Origin of the sequence: Endozoicomonas sp. ALB115 (assembly GCF_049310245.1) — a bacterium.
In the GTDB taxonomy this organism is placed as follows: Bacteria; Pseudomonadota; Gammaproteobacteria; order Pseudomonadales; family Endozoicomonadaceae; genus Endozoicomonas.
This window is the reverse complement of sequence record NZ_JBLYZG010000009.1, coordinates 77,643-101,606: the sequence shown is the minus strand read 5'-3', so window position 1 is coordinate 101,606 and position 23,964 is coordinate 77,643. Positions and strand designations below refer to the sequence as shown.

The following is a 23,964-nucleotide window of genomic DNA, read 5'->3' as shown; positions in this document are numbered from 1 at the left end:
AAGTGGACGGCAGTTTAACACAATTAATACATAACCCGGAAAGCTGCTGAACGACTTTCTTTGCAAGGTTTGGCACAGGCTGAGCAATTTGAACAAGAAGAAGGGATGGCCAGGACAAACATGAGCGGCATAACAGTTGCTAGTGTTTTTGCTTGCAGGTATGGTTGAAAAACCATGAGCCAAAGCGCGGTTGCAATTGTCAGGTGGTTGAGCAGGGTTAACCTGTGCCGGACATCCCGTGCTGAAAATAATAACAACACCAAAGGAAAGATCTCATGATGAAAAGTCTGAAAACAGTCGCTGCGCTGGGTGCATTGGCGGCAGCGGGTTTGGCACCGGTCGCCAGCGCTTCGGCAACGCTGGAGTCGGTAAAGGAAAAAGGTTATGTGGCCTGTGGTGTCAGCACCGGCCTTCCGGGCTTCAGTAACCCGGATGATAAAGGGCAGTGGAGTGGGCTGGATGTTGATGTCTGTCGTGCCGTTGCTGCAGCGACTTTAAAAGATGCTGGCAAGGTCAAGTTTGTACCGCTTACCGCTAAAGAGCGTTTTACCGCTCTGCAATCAGGGGAGATTGATGTGCTCTCCAGAAATACCACCTGGACCCTGACCCGTGATGCCTCCCTGGGCCTGAACTTCACTGGCGTCTCTTACTACGACGGCCAGGGCTTTATGGTGAAGAAAGACCTGGGTGTGAAAAGTGCCAAAGAGTTGGATGGTGCTTCTATCTGTATCCAGTCCGGTACCACCAGTGAGCTGAATCTTGCCGATTATTTCCGGGCTAATAATATGGAGTATCAGCCCGTGGTCTTTGATACCTCTGACAGTACGGCAAAGGGCTTTGATGCGGGGCGTTGTGATGTCCTGACTTCTGACCAATCTCAGCTTTATGCCTTGAGAGTTCGTCTGTCCAAGCCTGATTCCGCAGTGGTTCTGCCAGAAGTGATTTCAAAAGAGCCGCTCGGTCCCGTAGTGCGTCAGGGCGACGACCAGTGGTTTAATATTGTCAAGTGGAGCCTGGCCGCCATGATTAATGGTGAAGAGCTGGGCCTGAACTCGGGCAATATCAACGCGCAAAAAGCCTCTTCTGATCCCAATGTACGTCGTTTGTTGGGTATTGACGGCCCTAAAGGTAAAGGTCTTGCCCTGGATGATGACTGGTCTCTGCGGATTATCGAGCAGGTGGGCAACTATGAGGAGATCTTTGAGCGTAATGTAGGTGCAGAATCACCGCTTCAGATCGATCGTGGCCTGAACGCTCTCTGGAACGAAGGCGGTATCCTCTACGCTCCTCCCTTCCGTTAATTCAATCGTTATGACATATACCCCGCTTGCACGCAACGCGTGAGAGCGGGAGTATGGACAGTCCTGCATTTCTGCAGAACTTCTGAAGCGCGGGAACAAGATAAGAAAAAGGGAGTTAGGTCGTGAGTGATCCTGAGCACGTATCCCATAAAAAAAATGCAAGACCCTCCTTTTTGGAGAAGATGTTGAAAGAGATGCTGAGGCTATGGCGTGATGCCTCCTTCAGACCGCTGTTGATGCAGGGAATTGTGGTGCTGTTGGTGGTGATGCTCGGTGTCTGGGTGATCAATAACACCATGAACAACCTGGAGCATCGGGGCATCAGCACCGGATTCGATTTTCTTTCCCAGGAAGCGGGCTTTGGCATTATTCAATCGCTGGTGGCCTATGACGAATCCCACAGCTACGGCCGCACCTTTGTTGTGGGCATACTCAATACCCTGCTGGTGTCCGGATTAGGCATCTTCTTCGCCACCCTGTTGGGTTTTCTGGTGGGTGTTGCCAGACTGTCGTCTAACTGGCTGCTGGCCAGAATGGCATCGGTGTTTATTGAAACCTTTCGCAATATTCCATTACTGCTGCAAATCTTTTTCTGGTATTTCGCCGTTCTGGCGGCGTTACCCCATCCCCGGCAAAGTTATGCCCTCGGCGATACCATTTTTTTAAATCTGCGTGGTCTTTTTCTGCCCAAACCTATTATTGAACAGGGGCTGCTGCCGGTTCTGGTCAGTTGCCTGGTGGCCATTGGTCTGGCGTTATTGCTAAGGGCCAGAAACCGGCAGAGAAGAGTGGCAACCGGTAAGGGCATTTCCGGTGCGCCCTGGTATATGGCTGCACTATTAATAGGCATTCCTGCGCTTATCTGGCACTTTTCTGGTGCATCGTTGGTTCTGGATACGCCAGCGCTGAAAGGTTTTAACTTCCGTGGTGGTATTGCCATCATTCCTGAGCTGGGCGCATTGTTACTGGCCCTGACCATTTATACCGCTGCCTTTATCGCCGAGGTGGTGAGAGCCGGTATTGAGTCTGTCCAGAAAGGGCAGAAAGAGGCTGCCGCGTCACTGGGGCTAAAGCCAGGGAAAGTGTTGACCCTGGTGGTGATTCCCCAGGCGATGAAGGTGATTATTCCACCATTGACCAATCAATATCTGAATCTGGCCAAAAACTCTTCACTGGCGACAGCGATTGGTTATCCGGACCTGGTCAGTGTCTTTGCCGGCACAACCCTGAACCAGACCGGGCAGGCGGTGGAAGTAATTGCCATGACCATGGCCGTTTATCTCACCATCAGTTTGAGTGTATCTCTGCTGATGAATATCTATAACAGACGTGTGGCGCTTATCGAGCGGTAAGGTTGAGAGAAATGATCAGTTACGATAGCAACATGATTCCTGCCCGTGAGCCACCGGCAACAGCCGTCGGTGTACTGGCATGGGTAAAAAATAATCTGTTTGCCAACCCGCTGAGTGCGCTGACCACGCTGCTGATTGCTTACGGTCTGTATTTATTGGTACCACCGCTGGTGCAGTGGGCATTTATTGAGGCTACCTGGTTTGGCACCGACAGCACTGCCTGCAGCAGTGAAGGGGCCTGCTGGGCTTTTATCACCGCAAGGCTTGATCAGTTTATTTACGGGTTTTATCCGGAAGAACAGCAGTGGCGGGCAGATCTCTTTTTTGCTCAACTGGCCCTGTTGATTGCCTGGCTGTCGTTTAAAGTGACACCCGGTAAAAAGTGGGTGTTGGGCTACAGCCTGGTACTGATGCCGGTGGTTTCCTGGTTTTTGCTTTATGGCGACTTGTTGGGGCTTGAAAAAGTGGAGACCCATCAGTGGGGTGGGGTGATGCTGACGCTGTTGCTGGCACTGTGCGGGATGATCGCCTCTTTGCCATTCGGTGTGCTGCTGGCCCTTGGCCGTCGTTCCAATATGCCGGTTATACGGTCTTTATGCACCGGGTATATTGAACTCTGGCGCGGTGTTCCCCTGATCACTGTGCTCTTTATGGCCTCGGTCATGTTGCCACTGTTTGTTCCGGAAGAGGTGGTGTTCGATAAACTGCTGCGGGCGCTGATCGGCATTATTCTGTTTCAGGCGGCCTATATGGCGGAAGTGGTGCGAGGTGGGTTGCAGGCCATCCCCAAAGGACAGTTTGAAGCGTTTAACAGTCTTGGCCTGAGTTACTGGCAGGGAATGATTATGATTATCCTGCCCCAGGCCATGAGACTGGTTATTCCCGGGGTGGTAAATACCTTTATTGCCCTGTTTAAAGACACCAGTCTGGTACTGGTCATCGGCCTGTTTGATCTGCTGGCCATTATTCAGGCCGGGCTGAATGATCCCGCCTGGCTGGGTAACTCCATAGAGGGCTATCTGTTTGCCGGGCTGGTTTTCTGGGTCTTCTGTTTTGGCATATCAAAGTACAGCCAGCGATTGGAACAACAATTACAGCGATAATGAAATCAGGGATGCCAATGGTATGAGTGATTATCTTGACGAGCCTCGTCTGCAAAAGCCATTACCGAAAAGTGGCCAGCCAGAGGTGACGATTCAGCGTGAAGCCGCTGTTGAGCAGGCCAGCCTGATTGAGATCAGTGGCCTGAATAAATGGTATGGTCAATTTCATGTGCTGCGAGATATTAACCTGAATGTCAGGAAGGGGGAGAAGATCGTTATCTGTGGGCCTTCCGGCTCCGGTAAGTCCACATTGATCCGCTGCATTAATTGCCTTGAGGAGCATCAGGAAGGCAGCATTGTGGTGGATGGCACCCGACTGACCAATGACCTGAAAAATATAGAAACCATCCGTCGTGAAGTGGGAATGGTATTCCAGCAGTTTAATCTGTTTCCACATCTGACCATTCTGGAGAACTGTACACTGGCACCTATCTGGGTCCGTAAACAGTCAAAAAAGGCTGCGGAAAAGGTGGCCATGGAATACCTGGAGCGGGTGAGGATTCCGGATCAGGCCAATAAATATCCCGGACAACTGTCTGGTGGCCAGCAGCAGCGGGTGGCGATTGCCCGAAGCCTGTGTATGAATCCGGAAGTCATGCTGTTTGATGAGCCCACCTCTGCCCTTGATCCGGAGATGATTAAAGAAGTGCTGGAAGTTATGGTCGAGCTGGCGCAGGAAGGGATGACCATGCTCTGCGTGACCCATGAAATGGGCTTTGCCCGGACGGTGGCTGACCGGGTGATCTTTATGGATGAAGGTCAGATTATTGAACAGGCTCCGCCGGAAGCGTTTTTCAGCAACCCACGTTCAGAGCGAACCCGCAGGTTTCTTGGGCAGGTGTTGAATCACTAGTACATTGTTTCAATGAGTTTGACGGGTTGTCGTGCCTCCGCACTCCGTTCGTCCTGAGCTTGTCGAAGGACCCATAGGGCCTAAAGGCGGAAACTCCGGACTCTGATAGATCGTGCCAATCACCCTTCGACTCCGCTCAGGGTGAACGGAGATTGTACTCATCGAAATGATGTACCAGGGAACTCAAACCGGTTTTGGGTTAATAAAAAAATACCGGCATGAATGGTTCACGCCGGTATTTTATGTCACTTGGCAATCAAAATTAGAACTTGTAGCGCAGAGTGGCGTGCAGTGCCCAGGCATTGGTGTCGTATTTGCCAGAGCTGGCTTTTGAAGTAGCGGTCAGGTCACCACCTCCTTTTACCGTATCATTTTTAGCTAAGTTATATTCTGCTCCCATATCAAGTGCCAATTTGTCGTCCATCAAGGTGGTACCTGCACCCATGGTAAAGGTATGTGCACCAGCAGGAGTGGAGAAGGTTGGTGCGGCGTATTCTTCTGGGGTCACGGCTGTTGTATAAATATAACCTGCTCTCAACGCCCAGTTGTCCATGCCGGTGTACTCAGTAGCAAAGCGGAAGTTCCACTGGTCATTCCAGTTAGTATTAATGCTGTCTACAGCCAGATTTCCTTCACTGCTGACAAACTTGATCGCTTCAATAGAGCTGTACTGCGACCAGGTAACTTCACCAAACAGCTTCCAGTCATCATTCAGACTGTAGTCTACACCTGTGGAAATCTGGGTTGGTAATGCTGTTTTAGCGGTAGCGTCTCTGCCTGCATAAATCGGACGATCTATAGGGCCCAATTCAAAGCTAGCTTTGCCGTCTGCTTCTATATTAACGTCAGAGCGGTAATTCAGGCCCCAGCCCCAGCGGTTATCATCGGAGCGATACATCGCGCCAAGACGCACACCAAATGTGTTAAAGCCGGAAAGGTCATTGTAGCCCACAAGCGCACCAGCAGGACCGACCTTTGAAGCCAGATTGATATCAGCCTGGGCATAAGTTAGACGATAGGTGCCCCCGATAGACCAGTTGTCATTGATCTGATAAGCCAGTGCCAGGCCAGCTTCCATTATCTTGATATCGGTTGAATACTCGCCAGTCATGCGCAGATCAACCATGTTACCCATGATCGGTACAACACTACCGACAGTAACATCTTCATAACTGGCAGAAGCACCACCGGCACCGTAGAAACCATAACCCATAACAAACTTTTCATTCAGGCGAAAAGCGCCGGTTATACCGGCATTTGGAACAAAGTTTCTCTCACCTTTCACATAGGATTTATCGCCTTCAGCAGGACCGTTGGTCTGAACAAAGGTAGGAGATGCATTCAGGGCAAAATCATTGCCCTCAATACGAGCCAGCCCCGCCGGGTTGTAGAAAACGGCGCTGGAGGTATTAACGGAAGAAACAGCGGCACCGGCAAGGGCAGCGTATTTCGCGTCCCACATGGTCGCTTTTTCAAAGCCACCTGCAACGGCATTACCGGTGAATACGGCAAAAGCCAGAGAGGAAAGAACAAATAAACGGCCTTGGCGCGAAACCATAGACATGAAACTCCACAAAAGTCTATTGAGCAGTACTCTGACAAGTCGTTTCCTGAAATTGACTGTCAGTGGATGATACCGCTAAGAAAGAAGCACGCAGAAAATGTGCCGAATAAAACTGAAAGGAATATTATTCAGATTTTAAAAAATTTTCTGTTATGTTTTGTTTCTAAAAGAGTTTTTCAAGATAGTTGTCCCGAAAACTGAATTTTAGGCGGCCTTTTTCTCGTCAATGCTTACTTCTGACAATCGCTCAGGATTCAGTGCTACTGGACCCTGCAGGCTCCCAGTTTCTGATACCTCCTGAGCAACGCGTTGGATTAGCTTCTCGCGCTTTGGTATACATCTGTTTCCGGTGCTTCAGGATTTACTGATACTTTGCTCATGACGTTGTGCTTGTGTCACAAAGCGGATTGAGCTAGGAGGCTGTCCGAGAATAGCGCCCGTAGCGAGGATGGCAGAAAATTGAGGATAAAAATTCCGTTTTGTGAGGTGAATAGCGGGGCTATTTGCCGAACAAAACGGAATTTTTAGACCAATTTGCTGCCACCGCAGTAGGTCAGTCTATTCTCGGACAGCCTCCTAGGACGGTGTTCATTGTTATAAAACCGCTCAAACTTCAGCATCCACTGACGACTGTCTTCTGTAGAAGGCATCGAGCTTTTTTGACAGCACCAGCAGGGCAGCAGCTTCTGCCAACGCCTTGTCTTTACGGAGAAGCTCTTTTTCAAGGCTCTGGATGTGTTTGCGCTCTTGTTTTAATTGCTTGATTTCTTGGTCTTCACGCTGAGAAGCCTGAGCACCTGAAATACAAGCGTGCTTCCACTCCTTGACTTGTTGAGGGTAAAGCCCTTTTTTACGACAGTACTCGCTCAACTCGGTTTCTGACAAAGCTGCAGTTTCAACGACCACGGCAACTTACTTTCTGCAGACCATTGTTCTGATTTTTGTTCGCTTCCTGGCGCAGGCAATCCTTTGTCCCGTAGTTTTTTACGCCAATTATACAGGGTTTATTCGCTGATACCTTCCTCTCTGGCAACATCCGGCACAGAGCGATTGTGTGGTGGTAACAGTTTTTTCAAAACAGCTGATTTACGTTCCTCTGAAAAACGAGGCATATTCAACGTCCATCGCCCACTGTTTGGTTTTTATTGGTTAAGAACGGGACAACTATCCTGACACAGCGGGAATGTCGGTCATGAGTATTTGTAAGAGATATCTTAAAAATCTGTGAGTTATTTGCGCTGTCAATAAAATGGCGTTGACGTATAAAATGGCATTTCTTTAGAGTTCACCTACCCAGAATTGGTTTGTATAAATTATGTAAGTCGGCAATAACCAAAAAAGTTGGAATATATAAATCAAATATAGTTGACAGGTGTTCAACATAAAATGTTTGGTTATGGCGAAAGGAGTCACAAATGAAAAAATGTATAAGAAGTATAGGTAGCTGCTGGTTTTGAACTGGCAGCTTATTAGCTTTGCCTTCCGGTGAGCATTTTTATGTCTAGATTTATCGCTTTTTTTTCAGTGTTATTCTCTCTTCAGGTGCTAGCTTCAGATATTGAAAGCTATGAAAGGCATCTGTCTGATCGTTTGGAGGGAAGATTAAATGAGTTTATGGATGTTATTGAAAGCTCTACTTCGGATGATGAATATGCGCCATCCATCCATGCTACAGAGGAAGAGATTCTTGAGCATATAGCGCCATCGAAAGATTATAAATCAAGATTTTTAGAGGCTTTCTCACACCAACTGAGAGAAATTGATTCTGTGCTGTCGGAGTTATCGACCAGCGATTATGTAGAAGAAAAAGCTCAATGCGGTAGCGTGATTGAACGCTATAGACACAAAGAAATGGACATACTCAAGCAGTGGGAAAAAGGTTTTTCAGGGTTGCCTTTTGAAACAGCTGAGCAACGTGTGAATTTTTCTTCAAGAGTTAATGCATTTATGGCAATGCCTGCATTTCTGGCGGGAAATGTCACTAATGTGTATATAGCTTGCCTGTATCCTGAGTCGAAGCCATTGATTGTTTTTGATCCGGATAAAATGGGGAGTATGGTCCAATGGCACTGACTTAAGGCCTCAGCCCTTGATAATTCAAGGGCTGAGGCCTTAAGTCAGTGCCATTGGGTTATAACTGCATTTTCATGATCATAAAGCTCAAAGAACCCCGCAGACATGACAGATACGGGAACGTTATCGCCTAAAGGCGACATTACCGGTCAGCCAGGTTACATTGAACTCACCGGAATGTGTGGTGCTTAATTAAAATCGTCTTCTTTGTCTTTACCATCATTGGCTTGCCTGATTGGAAACAATCTCTTTCTCAGAGAACCAAACAGATCATTGGGGTTGGGTGCCTGCTCTTTTTTTTCCTTTGCCTCTTTTTTTGCCTCTTGGATTTGTTGCTCAATATCCTTGTCGCTGCTCTGACGCTTGTTATCCATGGCGGTAGCAGCGTTTTCCAGAGCTTTTTTGAATGTCTCACTGCCAAAGAAGCCCTGGTTTGATGGCTTGCTTTTAGCTCCGTTACCTGATTCCGTTTTGTTTGCGTTGTCCGGGCTATTGGCCTGAGCAGTGCTGGTTGATGCCGGAGCCTTCCTGGTCCTGGCGGACAATATTTCCTGGGATATTGGTGGAGGTACTGGTGGTGCAGCGGGAGCCAATGGCGTTGTGGCATCATTGTTCAAAATTGGCTGAGCGGTTTCTCCCGGTTCTTCTGGAGAGAGGGCGGCATTTATGTTGTTCAGGTCAGCGGTTACATCCTCCGGGAGCTGGTCATCAGATACGGACGAGTCTGTGATGTCGTCAGCATCCATGGTATCTGAACTTCTTCTCAGCATCTTTGCCACGGCGGCTTCCAACTCTGCTTTAAACTGGGCATCGTTAAACGTCTTGTTACCGGATGATGTGGTTTTCGTTTCGCCCTTTGGTACGGCAATGTTACTGGTTGCCTTGCTATTCGTCTGAGAAGAGCTTCTCTGCCCGGCCGGTAACTCATTCGCCGCAGGGAACGGTGGAAAGGAAACCGTTGTTTCAGCAGGCTTGTAACCGTTGGATGATAGTGCCGACTGGGAGGGCTGAGCCGTTTCTTCCATTGCTCTGTTTCTTGCCGCTACTTTTTCCATCAGTTCATCGATAAAGGGAAGGTGGCTATTTTCCAATCTCTCCGCCGTCTGAGCCCATTTCCTGGCAACATTGCTATCCAGAGTGTCAACTTCTTCTGGTGTTTTGGGTCTTCTGTCGGCCAGTTTTTTGGTCAATTCCGCCATGAGTTCGGGGTGACTCCCGGGCCGAGAGGCTTTTGGTGTGTTTGCCGTATCGTCATTGGGTGAAAGTCTGTCACTGGTTTGAGTGCTATTGCCTTCGATGGGCTGGTTTGGCTTTGTTGATTTTAGTTCCCTTTGTCTATTTTTTAGCTCTCTGAGCAGTGCTGCATGCAAGTTCTCTTGTTTTTCTGGCTGTCGGACTTGTGATTTGGCCGTCTGTTCCGTTATCGGGTCCGTTGACGGTTCTGCCTGTTGCAGTGCCATTGCTGGCTCAACGTCGGATTGTTCTGCCGGGACAGAGGCTGATTCCCGGATTTCTTCCCGGGCGAGGGATGGTGCTGGTATGGTTTCCGGCAAGGGGGAGAGACTATCAACGGGCATTGTTTCCTGTGGACTCTCTGCGCTGTCTGGTACGGCGTCAGTTTGCTCTTTCAAAGCTGAAACGGGCTCGGTGACAGCGAGGTCTTCTTCTGTTGGCATACTCTCTGTATGTTCAGCTGCGGGAGTGCTTTCTTGTTCTGTCTCCTGAATAAGTGGAGAGCTTTGCGCGACTGCGTCAGTAGCCTGCTGTTCACTCTTTGGTAAAGCCGGTTCGGCCTCTTCATGCGGAGGTGGAACGACGGTTTGCGAACTCACTAAAGGCAGTGGTACGGGATAAACCGGAGGTGGAGGCTGAGTGTTTACAGGTGAATCGGTGACTATGGGGGCAGCTGGCTTCTGTGCACCGGAAGAAGTTGTTGTGGTTAAGTCTTGCTCTTCAGGGTGACCATTACCTTTCTCAATACCCGGAGAATCTTCTCTGGCAGTGATAGCCGAACTTTCCTCTGTTGCTGGCCGGGCGCTTGTATCATGGTGCCTGGTCTCGACATAGCTTTTCTCAACGGGGTTTCGATGATGAACGGTGATTGCACACTTTCTGTTACTGAGCTTGTCAAACGCCTGTGCGCCTTCACCCTGGCCCAGGGTTTCCCTGCCCGCAATCTCGTTATCGTTGCGCACGAGGGACTGTCTTATTTCTTCGGCTTCACTGACACTTGCTTCTGTATTGGTATGCTGCTGACGCTTAAGGGCCTCTACGGTTTTTTCCATTAACTGGTCAAGATTCTTCTGGTTCTCCAATTCATCGCCCGGGGGTATCAGGCTCAGTGGTTTTTCGGACTGAGACTTAAGGGTGATTTTAACGCTAAGGCCAGCCGGGAACTCCATACTCCTGAGCATTGCCAGCACCTGCTCAGGGCTATTAGCTTGAGCTTTTTCCAGCGCTTCCAGCGAAATACCGACGACTTTCCTGGCGTTAATGGCACCAAGAACACTGTCTGCCCGTTGCAGTAAATCAGTCCGTTGCTGCAAAAGTTTTGCAGCCTGGCTATCCGGTTTATTCTCTTTTAAACCCGTCGTGTGATGAGCGGGTACCTGGGTCGCTTCTGTTTTTAGCGGCGATGGACTGTCTGCACCGGTTACCACGCTTTTCTGTTCCGCCAAGTAGCTTGTGGTATCGGCATTTTCAATTTTCCTGCCTCTATGGCTACCAACCGGTGCCTCAGCCTCTTTTGGCGTTGGCTCATAATTGGTGTGGACAGGGCCTGAACCCCCGACTCCTGGCGCTTGGTGACAAAGTGGGTTTCTGGGTAGTTTGAACATAATTAAGTAGGCTGGCCGGTAATATTGTTAGTGATATCGGCAGCAGGAGGAAATTGTTACCGGTCAGCTTTATTTAGCTGACCGGCGTTTTTATTTATTTTCTGCCCTGTCCCCTTCCCGGGTGAAAACCCATTCTTTATCCGAGGACATGGCCTCATTAAAGGCATAACCTTCATAGTTAAAACTTTTCATTTTTTCTGGCTGATCAATATTATGGTCGATAATATAGCGACACATCAGGCCCCGGGCTTTTTTGGCGTAGAAACTGATGATTTTATATTGACCGTTCTTCCAGTCTTTAAATACCGGCGTAATAATCTGGCCATTAATCTGCTTTGGCTGAACAGACTTGTAATATTCATTGGACGCGAGGTTGACCAGTACCTGGCTCTTCTGACTGGCCAGCTCGTTGTTCAGCTGCTCTGTAATCCTGCTTCCCCAGAACTGGTAAAGGTCTTTCCCCCGCTGATTGGCAAATCGCGTGCCCATTTCCAGACGGTAAGCCTGCATTAAATCCAGCGGGCGAAGCAGGCCATAAAGGCCAGAGAGAATTCGCAGGTGTTTCTGGGTAAATGACAGCTGCTTTTCACTCAGTGTTTCTGCGTCGAGACCGGTGTATACATCCCCCTTGAAGGCCAGTACCGCCTGCTTGGCATTATCCGGACTGAACGGTGTTGACCATGCCTGGAAACGGGCGGCATTGAGCTGGGACAGCTTATCACTGATGCTCATCAGGCTGCCAATCGCTGCCGGGCTTAATTCAAGGAGCTCTTCAATCAGTAGGGCGGACTGGTCAAGAAAGTCTGGCTGAGTGAATTTTCTTGTTGTGGGTGGTGTGTCATAGTCCAGGGTTTTCGCTGGAGAAATAACGAGCAGCATTCAACTCTCCCTGATTTTTCAAGCTTAAGATAATGATGACAATAGTAGAGCAGGGAGCGTTTCTTTAATAGGGTTGAATGGGTTAATAAGACCTATCATGTCCATTGATAATGGCTATCACTTTAAGAAGCAGGAGTGTGATCAATTTGTTAATAAATAGAAAGCCCCGGCGATCCGGGGCTTTGTCGTGAAGAGGAATGAGCTACAGATGGGTTTCAGCGTACGCTGCCAGTGGTGACCTTGGTACACCCTGAAGCTGCATTGAACCTCCATTGGGGAAATGCTTCAGGCGCTCAGTCATATAGGTTAAGCCGGAGCTGGTGGCGGCCAGATAAGGGGTGTCGATCTGGGCCAGGTTGCCAAGGCAGATCACTTTACTGCCGACACCGGCGCGGGTGATGATGGTTTTGATCTGGTGGGGAGTCAGATTCTGACATTCATCAATGATGATCAGACTCTGCTGGAAACTCCTGCCACGGATGTAGTTCAGGGATTTGAAATGCAGCGGTACCCGGTCGAGTATGTACTCCACACTGCTGTTGGTGGATTCGTCATCATTGTGCAGCGCTTCCAGGTTATCGGTTATAGCGCCCAGCCAGGGTTCCATTTTTTCAGCCTCGGTACCTGGCAGGAAGCCAATATCTTCATCCAATCCCCGGGTGGAACGGGTGGCAATAATTCTCCGGTATTGTTTCGTGGCAATGGTCATTTCAATGGCGGCTGCCAGGGCCAGAATGGTCTTGCCAGAACCGGCGGCACCATTGAGATTCACCAGATGCACATCCGGATCAAGCAGCAGATTCAGGGCCATGGCCTGGTTGATATTCAAGGGTCTCAACCCCCAGGCTTCCTGATGCATCAGGCTTTCTCTGCTGTAGTGCTGAAGACTGACCTGGTCGTCCGATAGGTCAATGACTTTTGCTACAAACCCCTGGTCGTCTAAAAGGAACTTGTTGAGATACAACTCTTCGGCAAACTCACTTTTATCCAGGGTGTGAATGGTTTTACCATCAAGCTGTACTGTTTTTACTTCATTGACCCGGTCCCAGAAGTTGCCTTCATAATGGATATAACCTTTGGTCAGTAAGCCAATATCACTGACCAGCTGGTCACTGTGATAGTCTTCGGTAAGAATACCGCAGCCCCGGGCTTTGAGGCGCATATTTATGTCTTTGGTGACCAGTATGAACTGCCGGTCCGGATGGGCTTTCTGATACTGACAGATGTCGTTAATTATCTGGTTGTCGTTATTACTGCTGGGGAGTGTGGTGATTTTATCGTCGGCATGACTCATCATGATGGAGAGTGTGCCGGATGTTTCCTTGCTGTGGCTTCTCTGGATAGGGACTCCCTGCTCTATCTCCGCAGGTGTTGCAGTACCCAGAATATTATCAATCAGTCGTATGGCCTGACGACAGTCGGCGGCTATGGTTTGTTTGCCGTTCTTGAGTTTGTCCAGTTCTTCCAGAACGGTGATGGGAATGATTACCTGATGTTCTTCAAAGTTGAGGATAGAGTTAGGGTCGTGAATCAGGACGTTACTGTCCAGTATGTAGGTGGTTGTGATGGGTGAGTTTTCTGGCCTGGTTTCCAGGGCATGTCCCATAGGCAGCTCCCTTGTCTGTTTTTGGGTTACTCATATTTGATTCTTATCGAAAAGCGTTAATCCGGCAAGGCTAAATTTCGATGAAGAATAAAAAAATTTTTTTCTCCTCCTAAAGGGTTTAAGTGAATGTGTTTTACTCTTATGCTTGAAAGGATATATCGTATTTTTTTATAAAAATTTTACTGTTTTTTTGATCGATATTTCTTTTGATTATTACTGTTCTCTCCCATGTCAGCAGGCGAATCGTTAGCATTCGCCTGCTCTGTTAGCTTATCGGTGCCTACTGTTTCTGGGGTCAACAAGAAGCTGTTCCGGTGGGTAGTCCTTCTTCAGTTTATCCCCGAGCAGCGCTTCAAGATCCGGAATCAGAAACGAATCATCTTCACAGGCAAAGCTGATGCTGGTTCCGCTCGCCCCCGCTCTCCCGGTTCTGCCAATCCTGTGGACGTAGTCATCAGGGTCTTCAGGCAGGTTGTAGTTGATCACATGGCTGATTCCGTCAATGTGGATGCCCCGGCCAGCAACATCGGTAGCCACCAGTACTGAAATTTTTCCGGAGCGGAAATCTTCCAGAGTCCTGAGGCGCTTGTTCTGGGGAACTTCGCCGGAGATTTGGTCTGCCCTGATCCCAACCTTTTGCAGCTGTTCGGTCAGCTTGCGGGTTTGGTCCCTGCGATTGGTGAAAACAATGACTTTTTCCAGCTGGTGATGGTTAATCAGGTTTACCAGCAGGGGAAACTTCTGTTCCGATGAGAGAATGTAAACCTTTTGCTCCACCGTGTCGGTGGCCACACTGTCAGGCTCAATCTCAACCTTTACCGGGTTCCAGGTCCACTGTTCTCCAAGCCTTAATACATCATCTGTGAATGTTGCCGAGAATAGCAGCGTCTGACGGTCTCCCGGTCTTGGCGTCATGCGGATAATACGCCGTACCTGCGGGATAAAGCCCATGTCCAGCATGCGGTCTGCTTCGTCGATCACCATGACTTCAACCAGGTCCAGAAACAGGTCTTTACGCTCACAGTAGTCCAGCAGGCGCCCGGGCGTGGCAACGAGAATATCCACATAATTTTCGCCGATACGTTTACGCTGTTTCTCATAATCCATACCACCCACCACGGTGACAACGTGCAGCGGCAGGTATTGGGTCAGGGCTTCAGCGTCCTTACCGATCTGCAACGCCAGCTCCCGTGTAGGGGCGATAATGACCGCGCGTGGCTCGCCCAGGTAGCGGGTATCCGGTGCCGGGGTGTCAATCAGCTGCTTGATCGTGCTGATCAGAAATGCTGCCGTTTTACCGGTTCCCGTCTGAGCCTTGCCGATCGCATCCCGACCCGCCAGAGTGCTGCCCAGCACCTCTGCCTGAATTGGTGTGCAGTACTTGAAGCCCTGGTCAGCAATCGCATGCATCAGTTCGCCGGGCAGGGCAAAATCATGAAAGCGGGTCTTTTCAGGGTCAGGCGCTACCTGGAACTGATCAATACTCCAGCTTTCCTGAGCCCGGGCAGGACGGTCTGACTTTCTGCTGCTTGTCCGCTTCGGACGCTTTGATGATTTGACGTTGTTTCTGGAATGCGCAGCCTGTTTTTTGCTGCCGGAAAGCGCTTTCTTCCCTTTTTCAGGGGAAGCGTCTTTACTCGCGCTGCTTTTCTTAAAAAATCCTAGAAAACCACTCAATGCCTTAATCTCGTTCCTTTCAGTCCTGAACAATGGCTTTACCAATTGGCAGCCGGGTGAGCCAGCTATAAGGATACAATCTTTATCCTGATCGTCGCAGAGATGGGCGAGGAAGAAGTTAGCTGGTTAATACCATGCCCACTTTACGGTGGGAGTGGGTATGGTATAGCGTGAGAGCAACCTTGAGAGGATCTTCACGGTAAATGACATGGCGTATTATCGCGCCGATTTAATGGACAAATCAAACGAACTGTACGGATTCGCGCGAATCATGGAAATAGTGTCTTTCCACCAGGCAAATCCGGCGACGGCTAAATGGGATGCCGTGCAGTTAACACGGTCTGGTCAATCGTCCTCGAATTTTCCCCACTCGCCAGATGGCTCATCATCCGCCCGCTTGCCCAGCCACAATTGTTCAGACTTGCCTTTTTTGGACACTTTTCTTTTTTTCCTTTCCAGCCACTGCTTGTTAAGAACCATCATCAAGCCAGGATCAGGCACTGGTCGTACCGTGAGATTTTTGAACAAGGCGGTGAAAAAGCTGGCTTCTTCAGCAAATTTCTGGTTCTTTTCCCCAACAGACTCCGCTCTTACAGGGTCTGGCATGCAGCGATTACCGATAAAATTAGATATTGGACAAGAACTCATAGTTGTCACCCACCATCTGGCTGAAAATTTAATAATAGGTAGAGATGCCGTGTCTGGAAGTTAGACATTGGTGGGAAAGGAAGGATTTTATTTTTTATTTCAATCAGTTGTTTGATCAGGCCGGAAATAGAAGGCGCTCTTTATCTGCCATTGAACGCCCTCTTGCCGTTATCTGAGTTCTGCCACAATTTCCTTGCTGAAGGATTTTTCGCAATAGTGGCACTTCAGCTGGATATCATGACTTTTCTGACGCAGGTAGAAATAGCTTGCCACCGGTTCATTATGCGTAATGCAGTTAGAGTTGGGGCAGGCAAACGCGGCTCTCAGCGTTTTCGGAATGGCCATGGTGAACTTATCCACCACCCGGTAATCATCAATCACGTTGATGGTTGCGCTGGGTGCGAACAGTGCCAGTTCATTGGCCTCCTGTTCGGTAAACATCCGTCCCTCGACTTTTATAATATCTTTGAAGCCCCGGGCTTTACTGGGCAAATTAAAGCCCACGGTAATACGTGCTTCACTGTTCAGCAGATGAAGACGGTCAAGGATTTTTACCCCCTGTCCCGCCGGAATATGGTCGATGACAGTGCCCTGGCAGATGGCTTCAACCTGAAGTTTGTTACTCATCGATCATTCCTCACATCTGGTCATCAAAGGATTCATTGAGAATCAGGGCCAACAGCGCCTGACGGGCAAATACCCCGTTTCGGGCCTGTTCAAAGTAATAGGCATGGGGGGTTTGATCGACTTCAACGGCTATCTCATCAACCCTTGGCAACGGGTGCAGTACTTTCAGGTGTGCGGGTGCCTGTTTCAGGGTTTCATTGGTCAGTACATAGTTTGAGGCGATGTGCTTATACTCGGTTTCATCGAATCGCTCTTTCTGAACCCGGGTCATGTAGATGATATCTGTATCGGTAACCACTTCTTCGATGCTTTCCGCCCGACGCCACCGAATGCCTTTTTCATCCAGTTCCTGCAGGAGGTAGTCCGGCATTGCCAGTGCATCCGGGGCAATAAAATTAAATTCTGCGTTAAAGTGGGTCAGGGCCTGGGCCAGGGAGTGCACCGTCCGGCCATATTTCAGGTCACCGACAAAGGTGACTTTCAGGTTATCCAGTCGACCCTGGCACTCGCGAATACTAAACAGGTCCAGCAGGGTTTGGGTTGGGTGCTGGTTGGAGCCGTCGCCGCCATTGATAATGGGGACACTGGAGAATTCCGAGGCCAGCCGGGCAGCACCTTCCTGAGGGTGGCGCATCACCACCGCATCGGTATAGGAGCTGATGATTTTGATGGAGTCCGCGAGGGTTTCCCCTTTTTTGGCAGAGGTGTTGCCACCGTCAGCAAAACCAATCAGGGTGCCGCCTAACCTCTGAACGGCTGTTTCAAACGAGAGGCGTGTGCGGGTGGATGCCTCAAAAAAACAGCTGGCAATCACTTTGCCCTGCAATAGACCGGGGCGTGGCGTGTGTTTGAGTTCAGCTGCCACTGCAAGAATCTGTTCCATATCTTCCCGGGTAAGGTCGGCTATGGAGATAATGTTCCTGTTAAAGAACCTGTTTCCCATGGGGGTAATACCTGTCGCCTTTGGTCATTTTCAAGTCAAAAAAAAGCCCCTGGATCAAGGGGCTTTATTTTGCAATACAGATAAAGTGGTTAGCACCAGTAATAAGGATTCTGCTTGTTCTTTTGATTGACTGACGGTTCATGTGCAGTGTCATCGAAACCTTATCCCGGGTGAGTGTCGTTCAGGTTAACTCTTTTTGGTCAATCAGTCAGCTTCTTTGTTGGGTAAAAGCAGTCCGGTTGACAAATTGTATGGCATTTTACACTTCAACTGTCGTTGGTCAAGGGATTTCAGTGTTCTGGCCAGGGGCGGCGGCCTGACCGGAGACTGGCCAGTCCCGCTCACGCTCTTGTCTGAAGAAATTACCAGGGGAGATCAAGCTTTAAACTTGCCTCAAATGCCCTTAGAACCGACTCTTTGGAGTGTAAGATCCAGATGCTGGTGACAAAGTTATAAAAGGTGTCCAGCCAGCTGTCATGATGGTTCAGCTGGTAGATATGTCGTATGTTGGTTTCAAGCCCGCTGGAAGGAATCTTCATCCCGGCAACCACCACCTTGTTCGGCGGCAGTTTCCATCGGGAATATCGGCTGAGCGGATTATAGTCCTGTCCATGAAGAAAGCTGCCTTCAACATAGGAGTGATGAATTCTGGCCAATCGGCTGTCGGGCATACCTGCCAACCAGCTTGGGTGAATACCGTAGCTGTTGAAAATGTAGGCTTGCTCAATGGTCTCGGATATTGACATGGCGGCCTGGGCAATAGCGCCGCTGAAGGAGTAACCGGTTATCTCCACTGAATGGTCCGGATACATATCTTTCAGGGAATCAGCGAGATCGCTGATATCCTGCAGCTGTTTTACCGCAAGAGAGCAGGGAGAGCTGCCGGGGTGAGCGGGTTTTGATTGGGTAACCAGGCATTGGACAGCCTCATCGGACTTTTCACCGGCCAGGGCCAGAACGATCTTGCTCTTGGTCTGGGCGTTGGATGAAGGGTCTTCAGTCAGTTTAAATACCCTGACCTTGATGTTCGAGTCCGGGATAGTGACCTGGCCGATTATCTGGTGGCGGGTCTGGCCAGATTTTCGTTTCTCCTCGGCGGTGCTGGTAAAATGGGGCTGCCATTGCTCAGGGATGGCTTCCGGGTCCGCCACGAATAGAAACTGTCTGGAGCCCAGGTAAGAGAGCCTGAAAATAGCAAATATCTGTTTTTCCGGATCATCGGAGGTCAGGATTGCGTCCATTTCGGAAAAATAGCTCATCAAGGCATAGGGGTAACGCTCCAATAGCAGTTCAGTGGTGGCCCGGTAGTCTACGGTTCTTTTTTGAACGGTTTGCTGTTGATCGTTTTCATTGGATTCGGGCGTTTGTTCAGGCTCCATGCCGGAATTGGCGGGTGGCGGCGCAGTCCATTCAGCGGTGATGCCAGACGCCTGTGGCGTGGCGTCAGCAATAGCGAACAAACTGAGAATGCTCAGCAGTAAGGGGACTGCAATGATTAGGCGTATAGAGTTAGGGTGCATGGGGCTTTCCTGACCAATATAAAACCAGAGGTTAATAACTATGACCAGAAAAAGAGGCTAACGTTCAAATTTAAAGGTGTGAGGGGATTAATCAAAGCGCCTGATCCGCTGATGAGGGTGGAATAACAGGCTTACAAGTTGTGTTTCTTCATTTTGCACCCGCCCGGGATTTCAATGGTGACGTCACTGTTCAGCTGGCAGCAGCAGGTCAGTATTTTTCCTTCCGGAATAAAGGCGATGGGGTCGGTGGTATAGGTGACTTCACCATCAACAAGGGTGACCTGGCAGCTGCCACAAAACCCTTCACGGCATTGATACTCCATGTCGACGTTTTCCTGCTCAAGGGCTTCCAGAAGCGTCAGCTCTTTGCGGGGAATAAAGCTGAAGCCTTCAAGAATCTTAACAATATGAGCCATGGTGTTTCGCCTGTATCAGCCAGGCTTGAAACAGGCCTGGCTATGGGACGTTGGGTATCGGAACTGCTTACACTGTTTTTTAATGCAGGACTTATAGCGAAAAGTTGCTGAAATCTTCGGACTGCACTTCGCTGTCTATTTGTCCAACCAGGTAGGAGCTGACCTCCACCTCCTGAGGCGCAACCTGAACGTTGTCGCTGTTAAGCCAGCTGTTCATCCAGGGCAGAGGGTTCTGTTTGATGGCAAACGCCGGTTCAAAGCCGACGGCAACCATCCGCTGGTTGGTGATGTATTCAACGTACTGGCCAAGAATGTCCCGGTTCAGGCCAATCATGGAGCCATCACGGAACAGGTAGTCTGCCCAGTCTTTTTCCTGTTCTGCCGCGTCGATAAAAATCTGCCTGGCCTGGTCTTTCAGCTCACGGGCAATCACTGCCATTTCCGGGTCATCTTTGCCATCGGCCAGCAGTTGCAGGATATGCTGGGTGCCGGTCAGGTGAAGAGCTTCATCGCGGGCGATCAATTTGATGATTTTGGCATTGCCCTCCATTGTGGAGCGCTCGGCAAAGGCAAAGCTGCAGGCAAAACTGACGTAAAAACGGATCGCTTCCAATACGTTCACAGACACCACAGTGAGGTAGAGCCTGCGCTTCAGGTCGGTAATGCTGATGTTGATTTCTTCGCCGTTAACGGTGTGTTTACCTTCACCCAGCTGATGGTAAAGGCTGACACCTTCGATCAGGGCGTCGTAGTAGCGGGTGATGTCCCGGGCGCGTTTGGTAATCGCCTCATTGGTCACGATATCGTCGAAGATACGGGCCGGTTCGGTGACGATATTGCGGATAATATGGGTATAGGAACGGGAGTGGATGGTCTCACTGAAGGCCCAGGTTTCGATCCAGGTTTCCAGTTCCGGCAGGGAAACAATAGGCAGCAGGGCAACGTTCGGTGAGCGGCCCTGCACCGAGTCCAGTAGGGTCTGGTATTTCAGGTTGCTGAGAAAGATGTGCCTTTCATGATCGGGAAGCGCAGCAAAGTCACGGCGATCGGTTGAGAGGTCCACCTCCTCAGGACGCCAGAAAAAGGAGAGCTGCTTCTCAATCAGCTTCTCAAAGATCGGGTATTTCTGGACATCATAACGGGATACATTGACATTACGGCCAAAGAACATGGGCTCCTGAGTAGCATTGAAGTGTTCCCGGTTAAATGTGGTGTATGTCATTGTTCGATTTGCCCCAATTCAGTGGTTTCCGCGTATGGTTTGCTGGCCTGGGAGCCTGTCGGACTTAAGGGTCCGTAGCGAGGATTGCGAGAAATTGAGGATAAAAATTTCTGCTTCTGAGGAGAATAGCGGGGCTATTTGACGAAGAAGCAGGAATTTTTAGACCAATTTATCGCAACCGCAGTAGGACAGTCTTAAGTCCGACAGGCTCCTAGAGTGATGCGAACCGCGTTATTTATCTATAAGCATTTGCGCTATAGACAGGATTGCTGTTCGCTATTGATCAATAGTTCTGACAAGGGATGTTCATCAGATTTTGCAGGCCCCCCCTGCGCAGTCATCATCCATGTCATTCTGAGCGTCAGCGGCACCATCACGGGTATTGTGGTAATACAGTGTTTTTACGCCCAGTTTGTAAGCGGTCAGCAGGTCTTTCAGCAGCAGCTTCATCGGAACTTTGCCGCCTTCAAAGAGACCGGGATCATAGTTGGTGTTGGCTGAGATCGTCTGGTCGACAAACTTCTGCATGATGGCAACCAGCTGAAGGTAGCCATCGTTGTTCGGGATGTTCCAGAGCAGTTCATAACGATCCTTAAGCTCGACGAAATCAGGAACAACCTGCTTGAGAATGCCATCTTTGCTGGCCTTAACGCTGACAAAGCCCCGGGGCGGCTCAATACCGTTGGTGGCGTTACTGATCTGGGATGATGTCTCGGATGGCATCAGGGCGGTCAGTGTTGAGTTGCGCAGGCCGAACGACTTGATCTCCTCACGCAAGCTTTCCCAGTCAAGATGCAGGGACTCTTCACAAACCGTATCAAGGTCACGTTTGTAGGTATCGATAGGTAAGATACCCTTGGCATACGTGGTCTCATTGAATTTGGAGCAGGTGCCTTTCTCTCTGGCCAGCTTGTTTGACGCTTTCAACAGGTAGTATTGAATGGCTTCAAAGGTGCGGTGGGTCAGGCCATTGGCGGAGCCATCCGAATACCGGACATTGTTTTTGGCCAGGTAGTTGGCGAAGTTAATCACCCCGACACCCAGGGGACGCCGTCCCATGGTTGAGTTGTAAGCAGCAGCAACCGGGTAGTCCTGGTAGTCCAGCAGGCTGTCGAGGGCACGCACAATCAGTTCTGACAACTCTTCCAGTTCTGCCAGATCCTTCAGGGCACCCAGGTTAAATGCGGCCAGGGTGCACAGGGCAATCTCGCCCTCTTCGTCATGGATATGATCCAGGGGTTTGGTGGGCAGGGCAATTTCCAGGCACAGGTTACTCTGGCGAACCGGGGCCACTGCCGGATCAAATGGGCTGTGGGTATTGCAGTGATCGACGTTTTGCAGGTAGATCCGCCCGGTACTGGCCCGCTCGGAGGCAAACAGTGAAAAGAGTTCAATCGCCTTCAGCGTGGTCTTACGGATGCTGCTGTCCTGCTCATATTGCTTATAGAGCCTTTCAAACGCTTCCTGGTCAGCAAAGAACGCATCATAAAGTCCCGGCACATCGCTGGGTGAAAAGAGGGTGATATTACCGCCTTCGATCAGGCGCTGGTACATCAGCTTGTTAAACTGCACGCCATAGTCGAGGTGGCGAACGCGGTTATCATCCACCCCCCGGTTGTTTTTCAGAACCAGCAGGTTTTCAACTTCCAGGTGCCAGATCGGGTAGAAGAGGGTCGCTGCGCCACCGCGAACACCACCTTGAGAGCACGATTTTACGGCCGTCTGGAAGTGCTTGTAGAAAGGGATACAGCCGGTATGGAAGGCTTCTCCCCCACGGATCGGGCTGCCCAGGGCGCGAATATTACCGGCGTTGATACCAATCCCCGCCCGCTGGCTGACGTATTTAACAATAGCGCTGGACGTGGCATTGATGGAGTCCAGTGAGTCCCCGCATTCAATTAGTACGCAAGAGCTGAACTGACGGGTAGGTGTACGTACCCCGGACATGATCGGGGTGGGCAGAGAGAGTCTGAAGGTGGACACCGCATGGTAGAAACGCTCAATGAAATCCAGGCGAGTCTCTTTCGGGTATTGTGCAAACAGGCAGGCACCAATGAGCATGTACAGAATCTGGGGGCTCTCGTAGTACTCGCCGGTTACCCGGTTTTGCACCAGGTATTTGCCCTCAAGTTGCTTGACCGCCGCATAGCTGAAGTTCATATCCCGGCGGTGATCAATAAAGCGTTCCATCTGATCAAACTCAGCTTCACTGTAGTCCGTCAGGAGGTGCTGGTCATACTTCTTCATCTCCACCAGTTTGACCACATGGCTATACAGCCCGGGCGGTTCAAACTGGCCGTAGGCCTTTTTCCGCAGGTGGAAGATGGCCAGGCGGGCAGCCAGATACTGATAGTCTGGAGCCTGGGCCGAAATCAGGTCGGCAGCGGATTTGATCAGTGTTTCATGGATATCCGTGGTCTTGATGCCATCGTAGAACTGTATGTGAGACTTAAGTTCAACTTCAGAAACGGAGACGTTGTCCAGGCCCTCGGCTGCCCATGTAATCACTTTATGGATCTTCTCAAGATCCAGTTGTTCCTTATCTCCGTCACGCTTGGTGACCAGGATATTTTTATTCATTCAGCCCTTACCTGTGTATTCAATGAACACGCTTGATCAAGCGCGGCTATCAATGACCTTGCAGCACGCTTCATGGCCCGGTCAGACCAGCAGACAGTATTACTGCACGTGCTGTCCATCACTGTCTTATCGCCAGCCACTGTACACTGCGGTGGCTGTGAGACTATGAATCTGTCCGGGATATACCTGATGAGTCAGATCCCCGCCTCTGCGAGACAGGCTGTAGCGGCGGAACCGCGAGGCCGCGCAGCTGACAATCTGTATAAGCATTCTTCCCTGATTACCGTCCGCTCTTCCGTTATGTGCTGCTGCCAACAGTAAATCCGCTGTTTGGCTGGACTGTTGCCTGAGGCATTTCCGGTATGCCGGGTTGCTCAGGCGGCAATGTGTTACTCAGCAGCGAGGGGTACCATATATAGTGTAGCGGCCGTTTATCTACACAAGATAATGCGCAGTCGGGAGAAATTCAAGCCGATAAAAGCGGGGGGTTGCTGTGGATAAGATGTGGATTTCTTTCGGTGTTGGTGCCCACTAACTCCCGGGTAACTTTTTCAGACAGAACGAGAAGTTTGCAAGCTCAAGATGGGATTTTGTCAAAATAAAAAAATATTCTGAGTCCGCTTCGGAGAAAAAAATCATGAATACTCTGGCTTCCGGACGTTGATTCAGAAATGTTTGGGCCTGCTCCGGTTCCGGGGAGGACGTTCGATCGTCGGTAGTGTAACATCTACGGCCCATAAACCATCAGATTGCCAGTGAAGTG

17 protein-coding genes and 1 pseudogene are annotated in these 23,964 nt (G+C 49.9%); 5 read left to right on the top strand and 13 right to left on the bottom strand.

Annotated features, from left to right (window positions below):
- Positions 1–275 precede the first annotated feature (275 nt).
- The 4 genes from ACO6VE_RS06495 to ACO6VE_RS06480 all read left to right on the top strand — a co-directional run bounded on the left by ACO6VE_RS06495 (position 276) and on the right by ACO6VE_RS06480 (position 4,609).
- Positions 276–1,301, top strand: coding sequence for an amino acid ABC transporter substrate-binding protein (locus ACO6VE_RS06495; protein ID WP_422460395.1), 1,026 nt, complete (start codon positions 276–278; stop codon positions 1,299–1,301).
- Between the two features lie 182 nt (positions 1,302–1,483).
- Positions 1,484–2,653 carry an amino acid ABC transporter permease gene (locus tag ACO6VE_RS06490; protein ID WP_422450551.1) on the top strand — a complete coding sequence of 390 codons (1,170 nt, stop codon included), beginning with the start codon at positions 1,484–1,486 and terminating at the stop codon, positions 2,651–2,653.
- A 14-nt stretch (positions 2,654–2,667) separates the two neighbouring features.
- Entirely contained in the window at positions 2,668–3,756 is a 1,089-nt protein-coding gene (locus ACO6VE_RS06485; protein ID WP_422460429.1) for an amino acid ABC transporter permease, read from the top strand.
- Positions 3,707–4,609, top strand: coding sequence for an amino acid ABC transporter ATP-binding protein (locus ACO6VE_RS06480; RefSeq protein WP_422460393.1), 903 nt, complete (start codon positions 3,707–3,709; stop codon positions 4,607–4,609). Before ACO6VE_RS06485 ends, ACO6VE_RS06480 begins: the two co-directional genes overlap by 50 nt.
- Positions 4,610–4,871: 262 nt before the next feature.
- Here the strand turns inward: ACO6VE_RS06480 and ACO6VE_RS06475 are convergent, their stop codons facing one another.
- Together ACO6VE_RS06475 and ACO6VE_RS06470 are read right to left on the bottom strand one after the other, a co-directional pair.
- Positions 4,872–6,167 (bottom strand): OmpP1/FadL family transporter, encoded by a 1,296-nt coding sequence (locus ACO6VE_RS06475; RefSeq protein WP_422460391.1) that lies wholly within the window; start codon positions 6,165–6,167, stop codon positions 4,872–4,874.
- Between the two features lie 654 nt (positions 6,168–6,821).
- Positions 6,822–7,285, bottom strand: a pseudogene (locus tag ACO6VE_RS06470) (transposase); the annotation flags it as partial.
- Between the two features lie 385 nt (positions 7,286–7,670).
- Here ACO6VE_RS06470 and ACO6VE_RS06465 point away from each other — a divergent pair.
- Positions 7,671–8,246, top strand: coding sequence for a hypothetical protein (locus ACO6VE_RS06465; RefSeq protein ID WP_422460389.1), 576 nt, complete (start codon positions 7,671–7,673; stop codon positions 8,244–8,246).
- Positions 8,247–8,434: 188 nt separating this feature from the next.
- Here the strand turns inward: ACO6VE_RS06465 and ACO6VE_RS06460 are convergent, their stop codons facing one another.
- The 11 genes from ACO6VE_RS06460 to nrdA all read right to left on the bottom strand — a co-directional run bounded on the left by ACO6VE_RS06460 (position 8,435) and on the right by nrdA (position 23,201).
- Positions 8,435–11,083, bottom strand: a complete 2,649-nt coding sequence (locus tag ACO6VE_RS06460; protein ID WP_422450016.1) for a hypothetical protein — start codon at positions 11,081–11,083, stop codon at positions 8,435–8,437.
- A gap of 90 nt (positions 11,084–11,173) precedes the next feature.
- The gene (gene yaaA / locus ACO6VE_RS06455) at positions 11,174–11,962 is read right to left on the bottom strand and encodes a peroxide stress protein YaaA (RefSeq protein WP_422450017.1); all 789 of its coding nucleotides are present in this window, start codon (positions 11,960–11,962) and stop codon (positions 11,174–11,176) included.
- Between the two features lie 202 nt (positions 11,963–12,164).
- Complete coding sequence (locus tag ACO6VE_RS06450; RefSeq protein WP_422460387.1) at positions 12,165–13,568, bottom strand: PhoH family protein; 1,404 nt, start codon at positions 13,566–13,568, stop codon at positions 12,165–12,167.
- A gap of 270 nt (positions 13,569–13,838) precedes the next feature.
- Positions 13,839–15,245, bottom strand: coding sequence for an ATP-dependent RNA helicase RhlB (gene rhlB / locus ACO6VE_RS06445; protein ID WP_422460385.1), 1,407 nt, complete (start codon positions 15,243–15,245; stop codon positions 13,839–13,841).
- 345 nt (positions 15,246–15,590) lie between these two features.
- Entirely contained in the window at positions 15,591–15,851 is a 261-nt protein-coding gene (locus ACO6VE_RS06440; protein ID WP_269675596.1) for a hypothetical protein, read from the bottom strand.
- 210 nt (positions 15,852–16,061) lie between these two features.
- On the bottom strand, positions 16,062–16,520 hold the full coding sequence (gene pyrI, locus ACO6VE_RS06435; protein ID WP_101747838.1) for an aspartate carbamoyltransferase regulatory subunit: 459 nt from the start codon (positions 16,518–16,520) through the stop codon (positions 16,062–16,064).
- A 10-nt stretch (positions 16,521–16,530) separates the two neighbouring features.
- Complete coding sequence (pyrB, locus tag ACO6VE_RS06430; protein ID WP_422460383.1) at positions 16,531–17,463, bottom strand: aspartate carbamoyltransferase; 933 nt, start codon at positions 17,461–17,463, stop codon at positions 16,531–16,533.
- A 362-nt stretch (positions 17,464–17,825) separates the two neighbouring features.
- On the bottom strand, positions 17,826–18,983 hold the full coding sequence (locus ACO6VE_RS06425; protein WP_422450022.1) for a hypothetical protein: 1,158 nt from the start codon (positions 18,981–18,983) through the stop codon (positions 17,826–17,828).
- A gap of 131 nt (positions 18,984–19,114) precedes the next feature.
- The gene (gene yfaE / locus ACO6VE_RS06420; protein ID WP_101747835.1) at positions 19,115–19,399 is read right to left on the bottom strand and encodes a class I ribonucleotide reductase maintenance protein YfaE; all 285 of its coding nucleotides are present in this window, start codon (positions 19,397–19,399) and stop codon (positions 19,115–19,117) included.
- Between the two features lie 91 nt (positions 19,400–19,490).
- The gene (gene nrdB, locus ACO6VE_RS06415; RefSeq protein WP_422450023.1) at positions 19,491–20,621 is read right to left on the bottom strand and encodes a class Ia ribonucleoside-diphosphate reductase subunit beta; all 1,131 of its coding nucleotides are present in this window, start codon (positions 20,619–20,621) and stop codon (positions 19,491–19,493) included.
- 309 nt (positions 20,622–20,930) lie between these two features.
- Entirely contained in the window at positions 20,931–23,201 is a 2,271-nt protein-coding gene (nrdA, locus tag ACO6VE_RS06410) for a class 1a ribonucleoside-diphosphate reductase subunit alpha (protein WP_422450024.1), read from the bottom strand.
- Positions 23,202–23,964 lie beyond the last annotated feature (763 nt).